The 18,072-nt window shown below is 38.9% G+C and carries 20 protein-coding genes and 1 other annotated feature; of the genes, 4 read left to right on the forward strand and 16 right to left on the reverse strand.

Going from position 1 to position 18,072, the window contains the following annotated elements; genetic code table 11:
* Positions 1–178: 178 nt before the first annotated feature.
* Positions 179–739 carry a sugar O-acetyltransferase gene (locus tag IGI49_RS20125; protein ID WP_429965793.1) on the reverse strand — a complete coding sequence of 187 codons (561 nt, stop codon included), beginning with the start codon at positions 737–739 and terminating at the stop codon, positions 179–181.
* Between the two features lie 279 nt (positions 740–1,018).
* Here IGI49_RS20125 and IGI49_RS20130 point away from each other — a divergent pair, with 279 nt between their 5' ends.
* From IGI49_RS20130 to IGI49_RS20140, 3 genes are all read left to right on the forward strand, one after another.
* Entirely contained in the window at positions 1,019–1,882 is an 864-nt protein-coding gene (locus tag IGI49_RS20130) for a helix-turn-helix domain-containing protein (RefSeq protein ID WP_429965792.1), read from the forward strand.
* Positions 1,883–2,009: 127 nt separating this feature from the next.
* On the forward strand, positions 2,010–3,119 hold the full coding sequence (locus IGI49_RS20135; protein ID WP_429965791.1) for an ABC transporter ATP-binding protein: 1,110 nt from the start codon (positions 2,010–2,012) through the stop codon (positions 3,117–3,119).
* A 255-nt stretch (positions 3,120–3,374) separates the two neighbouring features.
* Positions 3,375–3,806: a rhodanese-like domain-containing protein gene (locus IGI49_RS20140; RefSeq protein WP_429965790.1), complete on the forward strand. Its 432-nt coding sequence runs from the start codon at positions 3,375–3,377 to the stop codon at positions 3,804–3,806.
* 201 nt (positions 3,807–4,007) lie between these two features.
* Here the strand turns inward: IGI49_RS20140 and IGI49_RS20145 are convergent, their stop codons facing one another.
* The 3 genes from IGI49_RS20145 to IGI49_RS20155 are packed head-to-tail and all read right to left on the reverse strand — an operon-like array spanning position 4,008 to position 5,389.
* Positions 4,008–4,229 (reverse strand): LPXTG cell wall anchor domain-containing protein, encoded by a 222-nt coding sequence (locus IGI49_RS20145; RefSeq protein ID WP_429965789.1) that lies wholly within the window; start codon positions 4,227–4,229, stop codon positions 4,008–4,010.
* 30 nt (positions 4,230–4,259) lie between these two features.
* Positions 4,260–4,889: a hypothetical protein gene (locus tag IGI49_RS20150; RefSeq protein ID WP_429965788.1), complete on the reverse strand. Its 630-nt coding sequence runs from the start codon at positions 4,887–4,889 to the stop codon at positions 4,260–4,262.
* A gap of 26 nt (positions 4,890–4,915) precedes the next feature.
* Positions 4,916–5,389 carry a hypothetical protein gene (locus IGI49_RS20155; RefSeq protein ID WP_429965787.1) on the reverse strand — a complete coding sequence of 158 codons (474 nt, stop codon included), beginning with the start codon at positions 5,387–5,389 and terminating at the stop codon, positions 4,916–4,918.
* 266 nt (positions 5,390–5,655) lie between these two features.
* On the opposite strand from IGI49_RS20155, the gene IGI49_RS20160 reads away from it, so the two are divergent.
* Positions 5,656–7,905 carry a hypothetical protein gene (locus IGI49_RS20160; RefSeq protein ID WP_429965786.1) on the forward strand — a complete coding sequence of 750 codons (2,250 nt, stop codon included), beginning with the start codon at positions 5,656–5,658 and terminating at the stop codon, positions 7,903–7,905.
* Between the two features lie 144 nt (positions 7,906–8,049).
* Here IGI49_RS20160 and IGI49_RS20165 read toward each other — a convergent pair whose 3' ends face one another.
* From IGI49_RS20165 to IGI49_RS20220, 12 genes are all read right to left on the reverse strand, one after another.
* Positions 8,050–9,177 (reverse strand): 5-methyltetrahydropteroyltriglutamate--homocysteine S-methyltransferase, encoded by a 1,128-nt coding sequence (locus IGI49_RS20165; protein WP_429965785.1) that lies wholly within the window; start codon positions 9,175–9,177, stop codon positions 8,050–8,052.
* 87 nt (positions 9,178–9,264) lie between these two features.
* Positions 9,265–9,496 (reverse strand) — a binding site (T-box leader).
* 107 nt (positions 9,497–9,603) lie between these two features.
* A complete protein-coding gene (locus tag IGI49_RS20170) occupies positions 9,604–10,173 on the reverse strand; it encodes an NAD(P)H-dependent oxidoreductase (RefSeq protein WP_429965784.1) in 570 nt (189 codons plus the stop codon).
* 271 nt (positions 10,174–10,444) lie between these two features.
* A complete protein-coding gene (locus tag IGI49_RS20175; protein WP_429965783.1) occupies positions 10,445–10,873 on the reverse strand; it encodes a GNAT family N-acetyltransferase in 429 nt (142 codons plus the stop codon).
* Positions 10,870–11,418, reverse strand: coding sequence for a GNAT family N-acetyltransferase (locus IGI49_RS20180; protein ID WP_429965782.1), 549 nt, complete (start codon positions 11,416–11,418; stop codon positions 10,870–10,872). The genes IGI49_RS20175 and IGI49_RS20180 overlap by 4 nt, the downstream gene beginning before the upstream one ends.
* The gene (locus tag IGI49_RS20185) at positions 11,354–11,611 is read right to left on the reverse strand and encodes a hypothetical protein (RefSeq protein WP_429965781.1); all 258 of its coding nucleotides are present in this window, start codon (positions 11,609–11,611) and stop codon (positions 11,354–11,356) included. The genes IGI49_RS20180 and IGI49_RS20185 overlap by 65 nt, the downstream gene beginning before the upstream one ends.
* 53 nt (positions 11,612–11,664) lie before the next feature.
* Positions 11,665–12,729 (reverse strand): AbrB family transcriptional regulator, encoded by a 1,065-nt coding sequence (locus IGI49_RS20190; RefSeq protein ID WP_429966088.1) that lies wholly within the window; start codon positions 12,727–12,729, stop codon positions 11,665–11,667.
* Between the two features lie 104 nt (positions 12,730–12,833).
* On the reverse strand, positions 12,834–13,316 hold the full coding sequence (locus IGI49_RS20195; RefSeq protein WP_429965780.1) for a hypothetical protein: 483 nt from the start codon (positions 13,314–13,316) through the stop codon (positions 12,834–12,836).
* A gap of 29 nt (positions 13,317–13,345) precedes the next feature.
* Positions 13,346–13,942, reverse strand: coding sequence for a sugar O-acetyltransferase (locus IGI49_RS20200; protein WP_207701938.1), 597 nt, complete (start codon positions 13,940–13,942; stop codon positions 13,346–13,348).
* Positions 13,943–14,052: 110 nt separating this feature from the next.
* Positions 14,053–14,871: a hypothetical protein gene (locus tag IGI49_RS20205; protein ID WP_429965778.1), complete on the reverse strand. Its 819-nt coding sequence runs from the start codon at positions 14,869–14,871 to the stop codon at positions 14,053–14,055.
* A gap of 377 nt (positions 14,872–15,248) precedes the next feature.
* Positions 15,249–15,782 (reverse strand): GNAT family N-acetyltransferase, encoded by a 534-nt coding sequence (locus IGI49_RS20210; protein ID WP_429965777.1) that lies wholly within the window; start codon positions 15,780–15,782, stop codon positions 15,249–15,251.
* A gap of 133 nt (positions 15,783–15,915) precedes the next feature.
* Positions 15,916–16,593 carry a CPBP family glutamic-type intramembrane protease gene (locus tag IGI49_RS20215; RefSeq protein ID WP_429965776.1) on the reverse strand — a complete coding sequence of 226 codons (678 nt, stop codon included), beginning with the start codon at positions 16,591–16,593 and terminating at the stop codon, positions 15,916–15,918.
* Between the two features lie 96 nt (positions 16,594–16,689).
* Positions 16,690–18,063 carry an APC family permease gene (locus IGI49_RS20220; protein WP_429965775.1) on the reverse strand — a complete coding sequence of 458 codons (1,374 nt, stop codon included), beginning with the start codon at positions 18,061–18,063 and terminating at the stop codon, positions 16,690–16,692.
* Between the last annotated feature and the right edge of the window lie 9 nt (positions 18,064–18,072).

Here is an 18,072-nt window from a genome sequence, read left to right on the forward strand (position 1 = left end):
TAATTTTCCTTATTTGTTTACTTTAATGTTTACTAAACTGTTTTGTCAATGTTTTTTTGCTTTATCTACATCTTTTTTTATAAATAGCTAAAGATTACCGGTTTTACAAAATACTTTGTAGAACAAAATAAAAAAGTGATCAGACTTTTGTCTAACCACTTAATTATTCTCACATTTATCAAATTTTCTTGGTTACCTCACAAGGTGAGCCAAAGGCAACTACATTAGGTGGGATGTCTTTCGTAACTAAACTCCCTGCTCCAATTACAGCATTTTCGCCAATTGTCACTCCAGGGAAAATAATCGAACCAGCACCAATCCAAACGTTTCGCTCAATCACTACTGGCAAATTGTACTGGGCATTTTGTTTTCTCAGCTCGGGATCAAGCGGATGAGTGCCCGTAATGATGGTGACATTCGGTCCGATCATTGTATCCTCGTGAATTTCAATTCGGGTATCGTCAACCAAAGTTAAATTGAAATTGGCGTAGACATTTTTACCCAAATAAGTATTTTTCCCCCAATTTGCATGGAGCGGCTGCTCAATATAAACACCTTCACCTTTGGCTCCTAATAATTTTTCCAACTGCTCAGATTTTTTCTCCACCTGATCTGGAGAAATCTGATTGAATTCATGTAACAGACGATTATAGTGCAGCTTTTCTTCAAAAATTTCCCTGTTCTCATAATAGATTTCACCGGCATCCATTTTCCGTTTGATCTCTTGTGTACTATCCATCTTCTCCACCTCGAATTTTCCAGTCATCAAAACGTTAAATTTTGACATGCTAATTGCGATAAGTTTACTAAACCTTTAGCTGATAATCAATCAGTTTCTTTAGTTGATTTTTAATAAAAGGGACTCAGCTGGCAGCATTCTTCATAAAATCCAAGCAAATTAACAGTATTAACCTAAATCAAATTTCATCAAAATTTAGAAAACACCCTTCCAAAAGAGTAAATTTTCTAGTAGAATCTCGTTTAAGCACATCAATATAGGTAACAATAGGAGGTCACTATGCTCAATTATCAGGAAATAAAAGCGCTTTTCCCAGCAGCTGTTTTAGCGGATTCTCCTCATCCGATTGACGAGATCACTTATTTTAAACACAAGAATCAATATATCGGTATACCAAATTCTGATTTTACTCCGCGGGAAAAACAATTGTTAAAACTTTTATTACCGCAATCGGAGTTGTCCGTTGACAATAAACTTTGGTATCAAATCCTTTTTCAGCACAAGACAATTAAAACACAAGAAAGTTATCGACTCATTCAAGTAAAGTTCCAACAGGCAGACCCCATTATGCTGAAAGCTTGGCAAAATGAGATCAAGGAAATTTTACCCGCTTTGGTGGATATTCTTGTGTTAGAGCGACAACAAGCTATTCTAATTGAAGCCTTCAGTGGAGAACCTTTCTCAGCAGCCGATTTGAAAGGTATCTTTTTGGCTCTAGATACAGACTTTACTTTTTCCACCAAACTATTTGTAGGACCCTTTCATCAATCTAACCATGATTTCACTAATCTGCTGCAAGAGGAAAAACAACTATTCACCTTTGGAGATGACTATTTACGGACAGTCAAATGTGTTACCTTGCCTCAATTGAGTGTTCCTTATTTTTCGATCCACAGCGCTCAAGACAGCTATTTGTTGGCCTCTTTGTACAAGGATTGGTTTGCTAGTGATGAACTGTTGGAAATTATTCCTGCCCTTTGGAGTAATCATGGTAATCTCAGTTCGACTGCTAAGGCACTCTTTCTACATCGCAATACACTCCTTTACAAGCTGGATAAATTTCAAACCGAGACTTTTATTGACTTAAAAAATATTGATCAACTTTTTTTATGCTATTTGATTTTAATCAATTATCACTATTAGCTGAGCTGTTTTAACAACCTGACCATATTTATCCAAAGAATCTTGTGCAAGTTGACGTTGTCCTTCTACCCGTTTTTTCGGTATATTCTTGTTAATCAAACACGCTGACAAGAAAGAAGGAACTGCTATGGTAGAAATGAAGCTGCAAAATATTTACAAAAGATATGACAATAATCCAAATAATTCTGTAACTGATTTCAATTTGGATATTGCGGATAGAGAATTTATCGTTTTCGTCGGCCCTTCTGGTTGTGGAAAATCGACTACATTGCGGATGATTGCCGGTTTAGAGGATATTACTGAAGGCGAGCTTTCGATTGATGGTAAATTAATGAATGATGTCGCTCCTAAAGACCGAGACATCGCAATGGTTTTCCAAAACTATGCTCTTTATCCTCATATGACTGTATTTGATAACATGGCCTTTGGCTTGAAATTACGGAAATATAGTAAGGAAAAAATTAAGGAGCGGGTTGAAAATGCTGCTGAAATTCTCGGATTAACCGACTATCTTTCTCGCAAACCAGCAGCCCTTTCTGGTGGTCAAAGACAACGAGTAGCCTTAGGACGAGCAATTGTCAGGGATGCTAAAGTATTTCTGATGGATGAGCCCCTTTCCAATTTAGATGCCAAGTTAAGGGTAGCTATGCGGGCGGAGATTGCCAAACTGCATCGTAGATTAGAAACTACAACTATTTATGTAACTCATGACCAAACTGAAGCAATGACGATGGCTGACCGGATTGTTATTATGAAAGATGGCTTTGTACAGCAAATCGGTTCACCCAAAGAGGTGTACAATCAACCGAAAAATGTTTTTGTAGCCGGCTTCATCGGTTCTCCAGCTATGAATTTTTTCAACGTTTCTTTGAACCAGGGGGTAATTACTGACGGTTATGGCTTAAGACTGCGTATTCCTGAAGGTAAAAACAAAGTATTGCTAGAAAAAGGCTACGAAGGTAAAGAATTAATCTTCGGTGTTCGACCTGAAGATATTCACAGTGAGCAGGTTGCTTTAGATGCCGCAGTAGGTTCCACCGTTACTGCTGAAGTAGTGGTTTCTGAACTTTTGGGAGCAGAAACCATGCTGTACACGAAGATTGGCGAAACAGAATTCATTTCCAAAGTCGATGCCCGAGATTTCCACAATCCAGGTGAAACAATTGATCTGGCCTTCAATGTTAACAAGGCCCACTTCTTTGATAAAGACTCCGAAGAGGTCATCACCTTACCCTGAGGCACAAATCCTTATTCGTCGAATCAACAATAATTTGTTGATTCGGCTATTTTTATTTGGTAAAACATTTTAGTATTTGAGGAATTGAAGAAAAACTTATACTTTCTCTTTCGCAAATGAAAAATTGTAAAAATAAAGGGGTTGCTACTATTTCTTTAACGCGCTAATTAGAATTTATTTAAATAACACTTGTGTTTTCTCTCATTGTATATTAATATTTTGTCGTAACAAAACTAGAGAGAAGGACTTATCACCATGAATTATTCAATGACCACCCAAGAATTCGTCGCCCTTGCTTTAACGAAGCCCTTGCATGTGCTGGATCTTAGAGACCCAGATTTTTTTGATACAGAAGAAGTCAGAACACCTTCTTCAGTCACACAGATTCCTTTGACTCAGCTGCCGAATCGCTATAATGAATTAGATAAATCAGAAACCTATTACCTATTCAGCCAGTCAGGGAAACGAGCGAAAACTATGGCTCGCTTTTTAACGGAAAAAGGCTATCATGCAGTCGATGTAATCGGAGGAACAACCGCGGTATTGAGCTATCTGGAAATTTTCCATCCGGCTCAGTTAAGCTTGGTAAAACACTCAGTGATCGATTGCTTCTCCCAAAGCCTGATCGTAATCAAGATGCTGCGTACAAAAGAAGACTTGGCTCAGCGCTCTGTTGAATTCGCTTAATATTTAAAACACTATTTTCATCGTGAGAATTTTTAGTTATCGTTAGAGTATGGCACTTTCTGTCGGAATACTTTTTCCTTCGCAGATCACTCCTCATCCCGACAATACCCATCTATCTGCTTTCACTAAACCAAAAGATTCTCACCACTCTCAATTCTCACTAAAAAAGTCGAAAAGCTTTAACACTCTTCGACTTTCCTACTAATTCTCTTCAAGAGATCTTATTTTATACACAACAAAAATCGTCATACACAAAATAAAACCTAAAATAATTAGACTGTTGTTGATCGTATCATTCGTTTGGGCCAGTCTGCCGGAATAAACCCGTGATTCTACTTCGGTTGAGCCAGTGACAACTGGCTGATCAGCAGGGATTGATTCCTCCGTTCCCAAGGTCCCAAAAACTTCAATCTGACTTGTCAAATGACTGCCTCCTTACTTAGAGGGATGAGTTTACCATTTTGTTGGAGTGAATTTCAGCCCTAAATCGTAAGTTTCAGTGATTTGACCAGTAACGCTGCCTTGATCAAAACTTCCTGAGTAACCAAAAGTTAAAGAAGTTGCGTTATTAGTGGTTCCAGCTGAAGTCAACTTACCTTCACTATTCGACAATTCCCCTAAGCTTGTTTCTGCTTCACCAGCAGGAGTTCCGCTGCTGATAACCGCTACATCAGTTTTGGTTCCATTCAAGTTTGCATTCAATGCAACATTCAAACTGGTAATTTTGCTAAGTGCGCCATCTGCTGTTTGGGAAGAAAAACTTGCCACAGATACTGTCACAGGACGACCTGAATGATTTTCAATTGTATAATTTGGGGATTTAATCGTTGTTGATTTACCAGCACTGTAAAACAAGGTTTTGCTCGGCACCGTCACATTGACCCAATCAGTGTTTCCCTCGTCAATTCCGGCATCTGGTTTGGAGTTGTCCGCCCCTAGTGTTCCTTTTACTGGAACTGTACTTGTACCTGCTTCTGTTACTGTTTTGGTTCCATCACCATTATCGGTTTCAGCTGCAGCTGCTCCTACAGCAAAACTTAACATTCCAGCACTTAGCAATAATCCTGTAATAATTTTTTTCATTTTTTTGATCTCCTCTAATTGTTCTTTTATTGAACGACAATTTCCAGGGCGGATTTGACCTGTCCCTGTTGTTTCTTGGTATCTGAATTGAAAATTTCAAAGGTTGCAGTAGCTGAATAAGTCCCTTGATTTAGTTTTTTATCCAAAGTGGCTTCTTTAATTTCCTCTCCTGGTTGAATGGCACCTGAAGTGTAAAGAACCTCTCCAGTACTGTCCAGAGTAACAATTACGTTGGCCGGCTGAGCATTGGATGGTGGGTTTTGAATTGCCAATTTTCCAGTCATACTTTCTTGATCAATTATTGCAGAGGCAACAATCCGCATATTAAATTGACTGTTATCCACAGCTTGCTGCGCATAATCAGCGACTTCTGCTTCGGTCATTTTAGATGCATCTTTTCCCTCTGGTAAAAAATTCCCGGCTATCACTGTGGCTGAATCATTTTCGGAAAAATAGTTGTAAGCAAAATATCCGCCAAGCAGCAGAAGTAAAAGCAGCACTAGATACCACATTTTTTTCCTATTTTCTTTCTTTTTAAAAGTCAGTCCCTCCTTTATCTAACTGAATTTCTATTAAACAGCTTTCCTCTAACTTAACTGCTGAGGTAAGTATCTTGCTGGATTGCTTTTTATCCTACAGCATTCGAGAATGAAGGTAAATACGTTATTTTTTATATATTTTCAATTTGTTTGCAGAAAAAATAAAAATTTCTAAGAACGAATTGACGTATAGTAATCATGAAGTAAACTCGATGAGAGGAAGATTTATGAAGAAATTATCTTATTTACTCAGCATATGTCTGATTTTTTTCATACCAATAAAAACGGCGGCTGAGGAAACAATTGAAAGTCCTGAAACAAGTTCGACAGTTGCGTCTAGCCAAACAACTACCGAATCTACCAATGAAACAACAGATGAAACAACAGAAGCTACGACAAATTCAAGTCAAAGCAGTGGGTCTTCTAGTGAAGAAGCAACTAACGAATCTGTTGACACACTCGAATCAGAAGAGCTGCCTAGAATGGAACGGTCTGCTACGACATACAGTGAAGTAACTGTTCCTGAAGGTTATCACCTATATGCTATCACCAACTATGCCAGCTTCAAATCGGCCATGGCAGATACTACCTACAAAAAAAAGTACCTGCTTTTACAAACAGATATTGTTTATGGTTATGTAAATTTGGCGATCGATACCTTAACCTTTAATGCGGATACAATTATCGATGGAGGAGGGACTGATGGAACACATCAATACGGTATGTTTTTTGGTTACACTTCAAACGATGCAAACTTCAACACGAGTACTTTATTAAAGGTTTCATCAGCTAATTTGAATATCACTTTTCGTAATTTAAGCTTCGGCAGCAATGCATATCCTAATTCAACCACTGCTGGATTAGTTTATCCGTATACTAATGGTTCTTCTTTTGCAGCCAATTTGAATTTAACGATTGAAAATGTAAATTATACTATTTCTGGAAACGGTGCAGTTCCTTTTAACGGTTATTACGGAACCGGCAGCACGATTACTTTTAAAGGCACTAACAGTTTTATTAGCTCTAGTACAGGAAATTACGGACGTGAATTCGCATCTGGCTTTCGCTGGATCATTTTCGATGCAGCCAGCACGAATTATATCAAGGTGATGTCGAATCCTAACGGCGAGGATGCTGTCTTTCGTGGAGAATCGGAGAAAGGGCCCATTGATGTATCTCTCAATCAGAATGCTCAAGTAACCATTGACAATGGAAAAAATGATTTATTTGCTAGTAGTATCGCCACCTTAAATGTTGGGGAAAATGCTCAATTTCACTACAAAACTATCAATGGTGGAGGTTTGCGGGGAACAAGCTATATGAATTCAGGTATTCGCAATGTATCAGATGGAGGACCCACTACTCTGAATGTTGGAAAGAATGCTGAGGTACTTTTCGAAAACAATAAATCGGTTTCGACATCTTGGTCATTAAAGGGAAATACAGTGGTAAATGCGGATGATCCAAAACGAATTTTATTTTCTAAAACTAATGCAGGAACGAATCTATTTACTGGCGGGACAATGACCTTCAATCGAAAAGATGCTGATGCATTTAGGAAAGGACAAATAAACACTCTAATTAATGGAGCAACAGAAGCAGCAAATCCAAAATTATTAGATATCAATCAGTCTGCTTCCTATACTGAAAATAATACTGCCAATCAAGTCACTTTACTTTATCAGCCTACTGCTAAAGTGGCGTCTGTCTCTGCGACTACTAAAGTCGCTCCAAAACAAAGTGATTTAATCCTGGGTGAATCATTGATTCCTACACCAACTGATCGTACCCTGCAGGAAACCACCTATAAGGTTGCAACCGCTGATTTAGTAGCCGATCAAAATCCCAATAGCGAAAGTTCACAAGCAGCTATCGAAATGGCCAGTGGAAATACCTTGCAGGCGAACCAAAGTTTAACGGGTCAAACGCAATTTACGATCAATCAATTAGTTGCTCAAACTTATTATCTTTATACGAAGATTAAGGATCAGATCACTCTAACTGCTTCTGGTCGAACTTTCACTGTCGGTACCACGAGCAATTGGCTGTCCACAACCCAAACAGTTGAACCAGGAATTTTTGTTCAATTACCAGTTCAGGCGGCTTTTACCTCCCCCATGACTGGTGCTTTCAAAAGCACGAGCTATGATGCAATAAATCTGGGTAATACCCCAATTTTGGTTTCCGCAACAGCATTAACTGATTCAACGAACAACCAATTCAAACTGGTGGATCAGCTAACCAATAATTCTAGTTTTGAAGCAACCTTAAATTTGGAGTTAGCTGCTTCTTACAATGCCCAAAAAGAACTAGTAAGCTTGACAAACATAGATACTCGCAAAGGAGTTACCTTACAGCCCTTTTCCGAAACTGGCAGCAAAGGTAGCTTCACCTTAAAAGGCGACTACTCTGGACCACTCTCTGGAGTAAAAAGCAGCAACTATCTGCTGCAATTTTCAATTCAAGCAGCGAACTAGTTAGCAAAAAAACAAGGCGAGATTCGCGATGAGATCGATTGTTAAAATAAGGTTAGTCCCCGATTATCCAGGGATTAACCTTATTTTCTTTCAAAAAGTCTTCGGTTCCATGTTTACAGTATCATTTTATTCTGATTTCCAAGCTTACCAAACTTTTTTAGCCACTTCTTGCAGCAATTGAATTTTCGCCCACTGCTCTTTTGATGTTAATCTATTTCCTTCTTGGGTGGAAGCAAACCCACATTGAGGACTGATCGCCAAATTTTCAAGTGGTACATAGTCTGTTGCTTCTTTGATTCGTTGGACCAGCAAGTTCGGGTCCTCCAGCTCAGGAAACTTGGAGGTGACTAAGCCTAAAACTACTTTGCTATTGGGGTTAGTCCAATAACGAAGCGGTGCAAAGTCCCCCGCTCGATCCGAATCATACTCCAAGAAAAATCCATCGTAATTCGTTGAGAACAACTCCTTAGCAATTGGTTCATATCCACCAGAAAACAACCAAGAGGAGGCGTGATTTCCACGGCAGATGTGGGTGGTGATTATCAAATCTTCTGGTTTGTTTTTTAAAGCATCGTTGATGATTGTCGTACAAATTTGAGCAATCTCTTTTGGATTAATTCCTTTTGCAGTCAATTCAGACCGTTTATCTGTATCGGCCAAAAAGGCCCAATTAGTATCATCAAACTGTAAGTAGCGACAACCTGCTTGATAAAACGCTTGAATAGCCTCCTGATAGGTTTTTGATAAATCCTGATAAAAGTCCTGCAAATCAGGATAAATTTTAGTAATTTGAGAAGATCCATCATTTGCTAATAACTCCTGCCGTAAAATCATGGTCGGGCTAGGAATTGTGGCCTTAGCATAATAGCCAACCTCTGTTTCCACTAAATCCTTCAGAAAAATGAAATCAGCTAAGAAAGGATGTTCTAGATTGAAAGAAATCTTCTCTGTCACTCGGATATTGTAAGATGGAGCCGCCTTACCGTGAAACTGCTGATTGTAGCCTTGCTCTGGCACATAACCTTCAACTCCGTTTAAATTCTCCAAAAAATCAATATGCCAAAAGCCTCGCCGAAATTCGCCATCGGTAATCCCTCTAATACCTACCGCTTTTTGTTCCTTTACCAGTTTGGCAATCTCCTGATCCTCCAGCTTCCGCAACTCCGCTTGCGACAGAGTACCTGCTGCTACCTCTTGTCGTGCCTCCTTAATACTTTCTGGTCGTAAAAAACTGCCTACATGGTCTACTGTAAATGGAATTTTTTGAGTCATTGTCAACATCCTTTTCTTTTTTGTTTTAAAAAATTTGATCAAGCGAGCGTTGAAAAATAAAAAAAGCCCTTCTGCCAGCATGACTAGCAAAAGGACGAATGATCGTGTTACCACCTTAAATTTAGAAGGTTTCCCTTCCCTCAGTTCGACGTCACATTGTGAGATCGATGGCCCTGATATCGGCGGACATTCCGCTTTTGACTACCTATCGTCAAAAGTTTCTCAAAAGCCATTTTCAGCTTGTCACTTCTAACTCTTTTCACCTGCCAGAGTCTCTCTTAAACCGTTCCAAACTTACTTTCTTTCTCATCGAAAAAATATTTTATTAATCAATAGATTATCACTAAATTCTCATTTGTCAAATAGTTTTTCTAATTTTTTGAGCCAAATTTTTTCACTAGGCCTCAAAAAGTGCATCTCTTTCATTTAAAACGCTTGACTCATTTTTTCCAACTTACGTAAATATTTCTCTCGTTTTTCTGGCGTCGAGCCTCGTAAATAAGCAATTTCTGTTAATTTCACTGGCTTAATACCGCACATTTCCAGTACTTGCCGCTTCAACACACGGCCATAGTCTTGTTGAAAAAAACGTGCATAAGGCTTCGGTGTATCATGACTGGTAATAATCCAAGCTTGGCGACCCTTTAATAAACCCACTGGCATCATTCCCCTGTATTCATACGCAAAGCCCTTAGCAAATACCCGGTCAATAAATCCTTTTAAGATTGCTGGCATACTGCTCCACCAAATCGGAAAAATAAATATTAGCTGTTCCGACCACTCCAGCAGTTCCCGATACTTTTTAGTTTTTTCATCCGTAGCTAAATCCCGTCTCTGATTCTGCTCGTTAAAGACTAACAAAGGGTCAAAGCCTTCTTGGTACAAATCTAGCACCTTCACCTGATGCTGACTACTCAAATTCTCTCGAACTGTCTTTAAGACTCCCGCTGAAAAACCCGTTTGATTTGGGTAAGCATAAATAATTAGAATATTCATTAAAAGTCTCCTTCAAAAATAGTTACTGACCATTATAGACTCTTTGCAGGTTAAAAGACAGAGTTATTTAGTATGCCTTAACTATCCCCATCCGTTGACTCAATCGCTAAGTCAATAATTATTCAAAGATGTTGAGGAGCCTCATTGAATTCACATATGGTTGCCCCGGCAATAAAACGAATTTATAATTCCTCAGTCTCTCAATCAAAGGACTAATGGTATCTTGAACTTTTTGATTAAATTCAATGAGAATAAGCGATCACTTAAATGCCTAATCCTGCCAAACCATTTGATATTCTAATTCATTGGTGGCCTGTTCAACTTGACTTCCAGTACATACAAAGTTTTGTTTTTGATAAAAGTGCAGGGCTTGTTCATTTTTAGCATAGACAGATAAAAATAACTTTGTCTGCTGCTTTTTGACTTCAGCCATCAAAGCTTTGCCAATGCCTTGGTGTTGATAAGCGGCTTGAACAAAGATTCCGGCAATATACTGATCCATTAAACCTAAAAAGCCGACAATTTTATCTTCCCGATAATAAGCAAATAGTCTGGCATCAGGCAATAATTCTCTGACGTCCGTATAATTTTTTTGCCAGTATTCAGCTGGAATAAAAGCGTGAGCCGAAAGATTGCTAGCCAACCAGATTTGGGCAAGTTCATCAATTTCACTATGTGTTGGTGTTAATTCTTTAATCATAACTGATCCGATCCCTTCTCTGGTTTCACCGAATAAAAGCCAAAAGAGAAATATTTTAATACCTTACGATATGCTTCGAAGGAGAAGTCAGGCGCATTGGTCAATACATCGTAAACGACCCCAAACTCCTTCACACGATAACCAGTATCCTGCATTTGATTGTTGAAATAGAATTTTTGTCTTCGTTTTCGCTGCGCATAATCAGGATAATCTGGATCAACGGTTTCAATCGTCAGAACAATTCCTGACTCCGCATATTCTTGTTGAATCCAGCGAACTATTTGCGAACCATACCCTTTTGAACGCATGTCAGGATCGGTCGCCAGATAGAAAACGAAGGTTAGCCCTTCGTTATAAACCAAATAAGCAAAACCACAAAAAACCTCCTGATCATAAAACGCTAAAAAATCCACCCGCTTTCTACGTGCAAACAAGCGCATTAGCCAAAAGGGCATCTGTTCATCCTTTGGAAAAGAATGCTTATAAATTTCTACAATTCGTAAGTAAGCGGGCAGCTGCTTCGTAACAGGTTTGGTTGTGAGCATCAAATCCTCCTTTTATAAATAGATCAAAAAAGACTTCTTCAAGCTTAATTTTCTTTTTACTTGCTTGATTGTTGAAACAATGGCAATCCACATAATCATTTTGTAAGCCGCAGTTGAAATCAACGAAATGACCATAATACATACCCAATTCGGCATTTTCAAGCACACACTTCATCTTTTCTACTAAAAACAAGTATAACAAGTCCTTATTCTCACAGCAAATTTCGATAATAAAAAAACGCTGAATCAGCGTAAAAAGGCGTGTTCGACAACTAAGCGAACTAGTATTGGCAAAATAATAATTGTATAAAGCGTTCGACAAATTTGGATACCGGCAATTTTGGGCATATCACCGCCCAACTCTCCAGCAATTAGCGAAATATCCGTCGCTCCTGCCGGTGATGAAGCGAATAGAGCTGAGCGCAAGTCTAAAATCCCCCTCTTGTAAACGATAAAACCAAACAAGATATTAATCAATAAATAACTGATCAGCAAAAGACAAGCAGGAATGAATAGCTGAACTATTTGTTCCAGACTCTCTCTAGTAAAGGTACTGCCAATAATCGAACCAGCCAAAATCTGAGCCAATTGCCGTATTTTATTATTCAACGGTGCCGTATTTTTTAGAAGCTTCAACCCACAAGAAAAAATAAGCGAGAAAATCAGTGCTCCTACTGGTATTTGCAAGTACATTCCCAGCAAGCCGCCAAATCCGGCAATTAGAAGAATCAACAGATTATTCATCAACTCATGATTGGTTCCAAAAGGCACAAGTTTATTGGACGATATATCATCCGCTACTTCCCGTTTCTCGACTTTACCTAAGCGTTTCAGAATGAACGTAATCCAATAAGGCAATATCAGCAGCATTCCTACCAGACGTGCCAACTGCATGGTAGCAACAATTTCTGCCTGTGCTCCCATGTCAATACTAATCAATGACACATCCATGATCCCACCTGGAAGACAGCTCAAGAGCGCTGTGGTCAAATCAATTGAAAAAAAACGAGCAAATAAATAGCCCATCACAAAGGTATTAATGGTGAAAAAGGTCAGCAGTAAAACAATCGATTTTGCCAGTTTAGGAAAGTTTAGCAAATCCTGCTTTGATACTTGCTGACCAATATATGCACCACTGACAATTTGAGCGATGACCTTTAAACTGCTAGGCATAAACATAGCATTCGACAAAATCGAAAAAAGCGCCACTGCCAGCATACTTCCCGTCATAAAAGCGGCTGGCATTTTTAAACGCTTGGCGACTGTCCCACCCAAAAAGCCGACAATTAATGTTCCTACAATTTTTAACAGCAACTGATAAATCTCCTTGTAAAAGTATTAAACTCAATAGCTTCATTTTATCAGTTGATTACAGTTGGCTCTGTTCTTTTATTGTTCTTTTTTAACAAACAGAATTATTCACCGCGGATACCTGAGATCTTCTGTTCGATCCGTTTCGCATCTAAACGATATCTGACACTGCTGGCACTCAAAACAATCAGTACGATAATTGTTATGAAAAAATGGAGCGGAGATCTTGGTAAATGAAGTTTCCCAAATAACTCATAGGTCACATAAATGCTGTTGAAAAGACCAGCTAATGCTACATAGAACCAAGCGGTCGCTTTATCAAAATACAACAGCAACTTTTTGAGATCATTGGCTTCTAATTTCATTTCACGGATAATGATGAGTGCCCGTTCCTTTTCTTTGTGGATTTTTAATGGAGGAAGTACCCAGTAAAGAGGAGAAATTTTTTTGACTGTCTCTAATCTGCCCGAAACCATTTTAGAAAAAGTTATTGCCTGATCTGATAACTCTAAAAAGGCTTGGTACATAGGAAAGATAAACAGCAGCCATCCGCCAGTAAAACCCAATAGATTAATAAAAAGCGCCATTTCTGCACCCCATTTCGTTATGAAAATAGCTAAAATTTATTACCATTTTTCCGATCGGATTCGCGAATTGGTCGAATCACTTTGCAAGGATTCCCAGCAGCAATTACATTGGCTGGAATGTCTTTCGTGACTACACTGCCTGCACCAATAATCGTATTTTCCCCAACTGTCACTCCTTGTAAAACATGGACACCCGCTCCCAGCCAAACTCGGTCACCAATTTTTATCGGTTTTGAATACACAATATGGTCTTCAGCTCGTTCAATAGGGTCTTCCGCATGATTCGCGCCATACATTCCCACTCTGGGAGCAATATAAACACCATTACCGATTGTCACTTGATTGCAGTCTAGAATAATTAGGTCATGATTAATGTACACATTGCTGCCAATAGAAATGTTAAAGCCAAACTCACACAAAAAATTTGACTCAATATAAACGTCCTCACCGATCGAATGTAATAGTCCTTGTAAAATTGATAGATCATACTTGTTTTCCGAATTCACCAAAAAATTGTATCTTCGGCATTCCTGGATTGCTTTTGCCCGAATTGCTTCAACACCAGCATCCATATCATCGTAGGGTTCTCCAGAATTAATCATTTTTTTTACTGTTTCAATGTTCAAAGTATTCAACCTCCTAGTTATTAGTCATTTGAGTATATCATTAAGTAAAAGACTTGTTACAACTAAAAAAAGAAAACAGCCGAATTCGACTGCCTTCTTTTAATAATTTTTTACTGTGCTTTCTGTGCATCCATATCATTTTCCGTTTTAACTAATTCCTCGTAGGTTAAAATGCCATCGTTATTAATGTCCGCTTGCGAAGTCTGTTCGCTAATCACTCGTTCGCCATTTGGCAACACTCGTAAAACTGTTACCTCTTCACCCCATGGCGTAATTAAGACTTTACCAACTTGAGCTTCCTGTTGGGCATTCTGAGCGTCCATATCATTTTCCGTTTTAACTAATTCTTCATAGGTCAAAACACCGTCGTTATTGATATCCGCTTGAGAGGTTTCCTCACTGATTACTCGTTCACCATTTGGCAATACTCGCAAAACAGTCACCTGTTCACCCCATGGCGTAGTTAATACTTGGCCAATTTGACTCGATTGCTGCGCTTCGCTGGACGGCGTCGTTTGTTGATTGTTCGCCGTTGAAGTTGCAACAGTATTTTTTTCTTTTATAAAATCAGCAGATGGTGTAATTTTTACTTTCTGTTCTTTCTTCAAGTCATCCAAGGAGGCAGTAATAGTGATGGTTTTGCCTTCTGCTTCCTCTAATTTGTAATCATAAGTGAATTTCCCTTTGTTATCAGCTGTTACCGTATCATCTTCAATTTTAATCTTAGCCTCAGGATCAGTGCTTCCTTTAATCGTTGCTTTCCCGGTATCGTCCGTTGTAAATTCTTTGGCAACTGTTAATTTGAGACTTTTTACCTCAGAAGTCGATTGCGCCATACTGGAGCTAGTGGTCCCGTTGTCTCCTGAACCACAGCCTGCTAAAGCAACAGAACAACATAGTAATAAAGTTAACCCAATGATTTTTTTCATGGTTTCACCCTCTTTTTCTCTCTGTAATATAATTGTAACAAAAGAAATCTTTTTGTAAATACTTTTTGGCGAAAAAAACTAAATTTTTTTCCTATTTCTCCTCTAATCTTTGATAGCGCTCTTCTTTCAAGCTGCTTATTCATTATTATCTCTGTCTATAGTGTACCATACAACTAAATTAGACCAAATTTTTACTTGTGTATTCTATCATCCAGCTAGCTATCTTTGTGCGTGCTTCGCCATTTCCCAGTAGATATTCACAGTCAGATTGAACCCAACGGCTTGTATCTTTGTTTTATAAAATACACAGAAAATAAAGAAAAAGGTATCCCAACTCATTCATTAAGGTTGGGGTACCTTTTCTTTATTCTAACTATCTACCAATTCTCTGGCTTGTCCATTACCTTCGCTACATGGACTAATCCAGCATAATCAGCCAAGTTAATAGTACTGATCGGTTGAACCATCCACGCATCCTCCAACCCTTTTTTTGTAGGATAAGGTGGAATAAAGCCTTGTGGTAATGCTGGGACAAATCCATGACGAGGATAATAGTCAATATGACCTAAAACAAACACCAAATCTCCCTTTTGCTGCTTTAGCAGATTCAGACCTGCTCGAATCAACTGCCCGCCAATTCCCTTTTTTTGATGGCTAGGAATAATCGCCAGAGGAGCTAAAATTGAAACTGATAATTCTTCAAAACCTTCTAGCCAACCTTTAGTAAACAAAATATGCCCTACTGCCTGTTCTCCGTCGAAAGCCAATAGTGATAGTAACGGTTGTGCCGTTGGATCGTCCAATAATTCATCAGCCAGCACTGGCACTTCTGGGTCATTAAAGGCTAGATCCTCCACTTGAAAAATTGTCTTACGGTCCTGCTCATTTGTTTCACGAATGTTAATGGTCATTTTTTGCACTCTCCTTATTTTTTAGCTATGAGAAGAGCGTGTTACCAGTAGTAAACATAAGCTTGTCAAACAAAGGCCTCCTTTTATCTATTACCTAAAGTATAAAGGAGAACGATTGATACGACAACAAATTTTAGTGCATACCTGCAAGTAGTACAAAGAAAAAAATCAGATAATCATAAACAGTATGAGCGATAATTCCACCGCGAAGGCTGTCGGTTTTCTTCCAGGCATAATTGAATGGGAGACGCGTCAAGCCAATGACTACTAGACTTTGGTACCAATTCCAAGAATAAGTGGTCAAATGCAACGAACCAAAAAATAATGCACTCAAAATGGAACTGAAAAGAAAGGCTTGCTTTTGTCCGAATTGCTTAACTAAATAATAATACAAAGGAAAAGCTACTGCGGCAGTCGTTAGTTCTTCACCAGCCAGTGAGATCCAGGTGGTAAGAAAGAAATAGATATTTTGCAGTAAGCTGTTCTCGTGCAACGATTGCGCAATAGGATTTTCTACCGTTTGATTATTCAACAATAAATTGCCCAATCTTGCAGCAATCGTTGAAAGAACAAAGCTCAGCACTACAAACAGTATGATGTACCTTATTTTGCCTTTTCCCATTGGTTTAAGGAATAGTTTGCAAGCATCAGGACCAAATTGAAAAAGCAGCGCCAATAAAGAGAAAAGAAACAGCCAAATCCAGCTAAGCGGCCAGTCAGTCGTGCGTCCTATAAAACCAATTGCCAACAAAAATGGCGTGGCTATTAATCCCCGACGGTTGGGCCTCGTTTGTTCTATTTCATCCAGCATAATGAAACCTCTCCTTTTCCAAACAGTATACAGGAAGTCCCAAAAAAAGAGATAAAATTAGACTGCTAACCGATTGGCAGCAGTCTTTAGTCGTACTTATTCCATTTCCATTTCTCTTGCCGTTCGTTCTTTGATGGATTTATCAATCAACCACTCGCCTATGCCCACCGCTAAACCAACTCCAGCAACTAAGAACAAAACATAAGATACTGGATTTTCTCCTTCTGGAGGCAGAAAGAAGAAGATTGTACTGAAAGCAAAGAAGATAAATTGAACAGCTGCGACTAATTTTCCAATACCGTCACCACCAGGAATTCGGAAAGGTCGTTCGATATCTGGGTCTTTCTTACGCAAAGTAATAAAAGCGAATGAAAGAATAATATATGGTAAGAAGAAAATAATCGACGTAAAGGACAGCAATGTCCAAAATAAATTAGCATTACTAGAAGAGATTAAGCCATAAAAGACCAGCAATGCGGTTGAAGAAAGTCCCAGTAAAATAGCTGAGCCAATTGGCGCATGTACTTTATTGGTTTTTGCAAAAACCTTCGGCAGCTCACCCTCTAGTCCCGCCTCTAACGCAGCCTTGTTGCCCCCTAAAGCCCAACTGAAAATGTAACCTAGAAAAGCGATAAAGAAAATTACACCAACAACGATTACCACCCCGCGACCAAAAACTTCTCCAAAAGCAATAAACAAACCAGAATCAGGGTCAATACTGTCCACTGGCAAAATAATCAGCATGGCCACTGCCGCAATGATATACAAAACAATTGTACAAATACCGCTAGAGAAAACTGCTTTTGGCACATTTTTGCTAGGATTTTCCATTTCACCTGCTGAACAGCTGATCAAATCGTAACCTGTTAAAGCATAAACATACACCGGAACTAACGCAAAGAAGCTTAAGTCAAAGGTTGGTACGATATTAGCCATCGAAAATTCTGTTTGTGATCCCTTAGTAGTTAAGGTCATTACTGCTCCGATCATCAAAGCCAAACAGGCCAATAATTTACAGATCGTACTTAGCATAGTCAGCCATTTAGCATCCTGTAGATCAATACAGTTGAAACCTACAACAACCCAAGTGCAAATAATGCAAAAGATAACCATGCCCCATACAGATAGATCTGGGAAAAACAGCATTTGTAAAACGGACCCCATTACTACTAACGTCGAAGGAATAAAGCCCGCCACATTGACCCAGTACCACCAGGTAGTCCGAGCTGCCCAACGATCCCCGTAAGCTCGTTTGATCCAAACATAAATTCCTCCTTGATCAGGATAAGTCGAGCCCAGCTCGGCACAAATCAATCCATGAGATAAAAAGAAGGTTGCTCCTAACACAACAAAGCAAAAGATTAATGAGGGGCCCATGGATGCCTGAGAAGCAATCAATTCCAGTGAAAACACTGCCGCAAAGGACAGCGAAACAATGTCAATAAACCCCAGTTTTTTTACATCTTCCATTGTTCACTC

Origin of the sequence: Enterococcus sp. AZ071 (genome assembly GCF_050499065.1) — a bacterium.
GTDB classification, from domain to species: domain Bacteria; phylum Bacillota; class Bacilli; order Lactobacillales; family Enterococcaceae; genus Enterococcus_A; species Enterococcus_A ferrettii.

What these genes read in the sequence shown, in the direction of transcription:
- IGI49_RS20220 (WP_429965775.1), bottom strand. Translation starts at nt 18,063, where the DNA reads ATGGAAGATGTAAAAAAACTGGGGTTTATTGACATTGTTTCGCTGTCC.
- IGI49_RS20180 (WP_429965782.1), bottom strand. Translation starts at nt 11,418, where the DNA reads ATGCTCACAACCAAACCTGTTACGAAGCAGCTGCCCGCTTACTTACGA.
- IGI49_RS20125 (WP_429965793.1), bottom strand. Translation starts at nt 739, where the DNA reads ATGGATAGTACACAAGAGATCAAACGGAAAATGGATGCCGGTGAAATC.
- IGI49_RS20130 (WP_429965792.1), top strand. Translation starts at nt 1,019, where the DNA reads ATGCTCAATTATCAGGAAATAAAAGCGCTTTTCCCAGCAGCTGTTTTA.
- IGI49_RS20135 (WP_429965791.1), top strand. Translation starts at nt 2,010, where the DNA reads ATGGTAGAAATGAAGCTGCAAAATATTTACAAAAGATATGACAATAAT.
- IGI49_RS20215 (WP_429965776.1), bottom strand. Translation starts at nt 16,593, where the DNA reads ATGCTGGATGAAATAGAACAAACGAGGCCCAACCGTCGGGGATTAATA.
- IGI49_RS20195 (WP_429965780.1), bottom strand. Translation starts at nt 13,316, where the DNA reads ATGGCGCTTTTTATTAATCTATTGGGTTTTACTGGCGGATGGCTGCTG.
- IGI49_RS20140 (WP_429965790.1), top strand. Translation starts at nt 3,375, where the DNA reads ATGAATTATTCAATGACCACCCAAGAATTCGTCGCCCTTGCTTTAACG.
- IGI49_RS20170 (WP_429965784.1), bottom strand. Translation starts at nt 10,173, where the DNA reads ATGAATATTCTAATTATTTATGCTTACCCAAATCAAACGGGTTTTTCA.
- IGI49_RS20175 (WP_429965783.1), bottom strand. Translation starts at nt 10,873, where the DNA reads ATGATTAAAGAATTAACACCAACACATAGTGAAATTGATGAACTTGCC.
- IGI49_RS20205 (WP_429965778.1), bottom strand. Translation starts at nt 14,871, where the DNA reads ATGAAAAAAATCATTGGGTTAACTTTATTACTATGTTGTTCTGTTGCT.
- IGI49_RS20150 (WP_429965788.1), bottom strand. Translation starts at nt 4,889, where the DNA reads ATGAAAAAAATTATTACAGGATTATTGCTAAGTGCTGGAATGTTAAGT.
- IGI49_RS20165 (WP_429965785.1), bottom strand. Translation starts at nt 9,177, where the DNA reads ATGACTCAAAAAATTCCATTTACAGTAGACCATGTAGGCAGTTTTTTA.
- IGI49_RS20210 (WP_429965777.1), bottom strand. Translation starts at nt 15,782, where the DNA reads ATGACCATTAACATTCGTGAAACAAATGAGCAGGACCGTAAGACAATT.
- IGI49_RS20160 (WP_429965786.1), top strand. Translation starts at nt 5,656, where the DNA reads ATGAAGAAATTATCTTATTTACTCAGCATATGTCTGATTTTTTTCATA.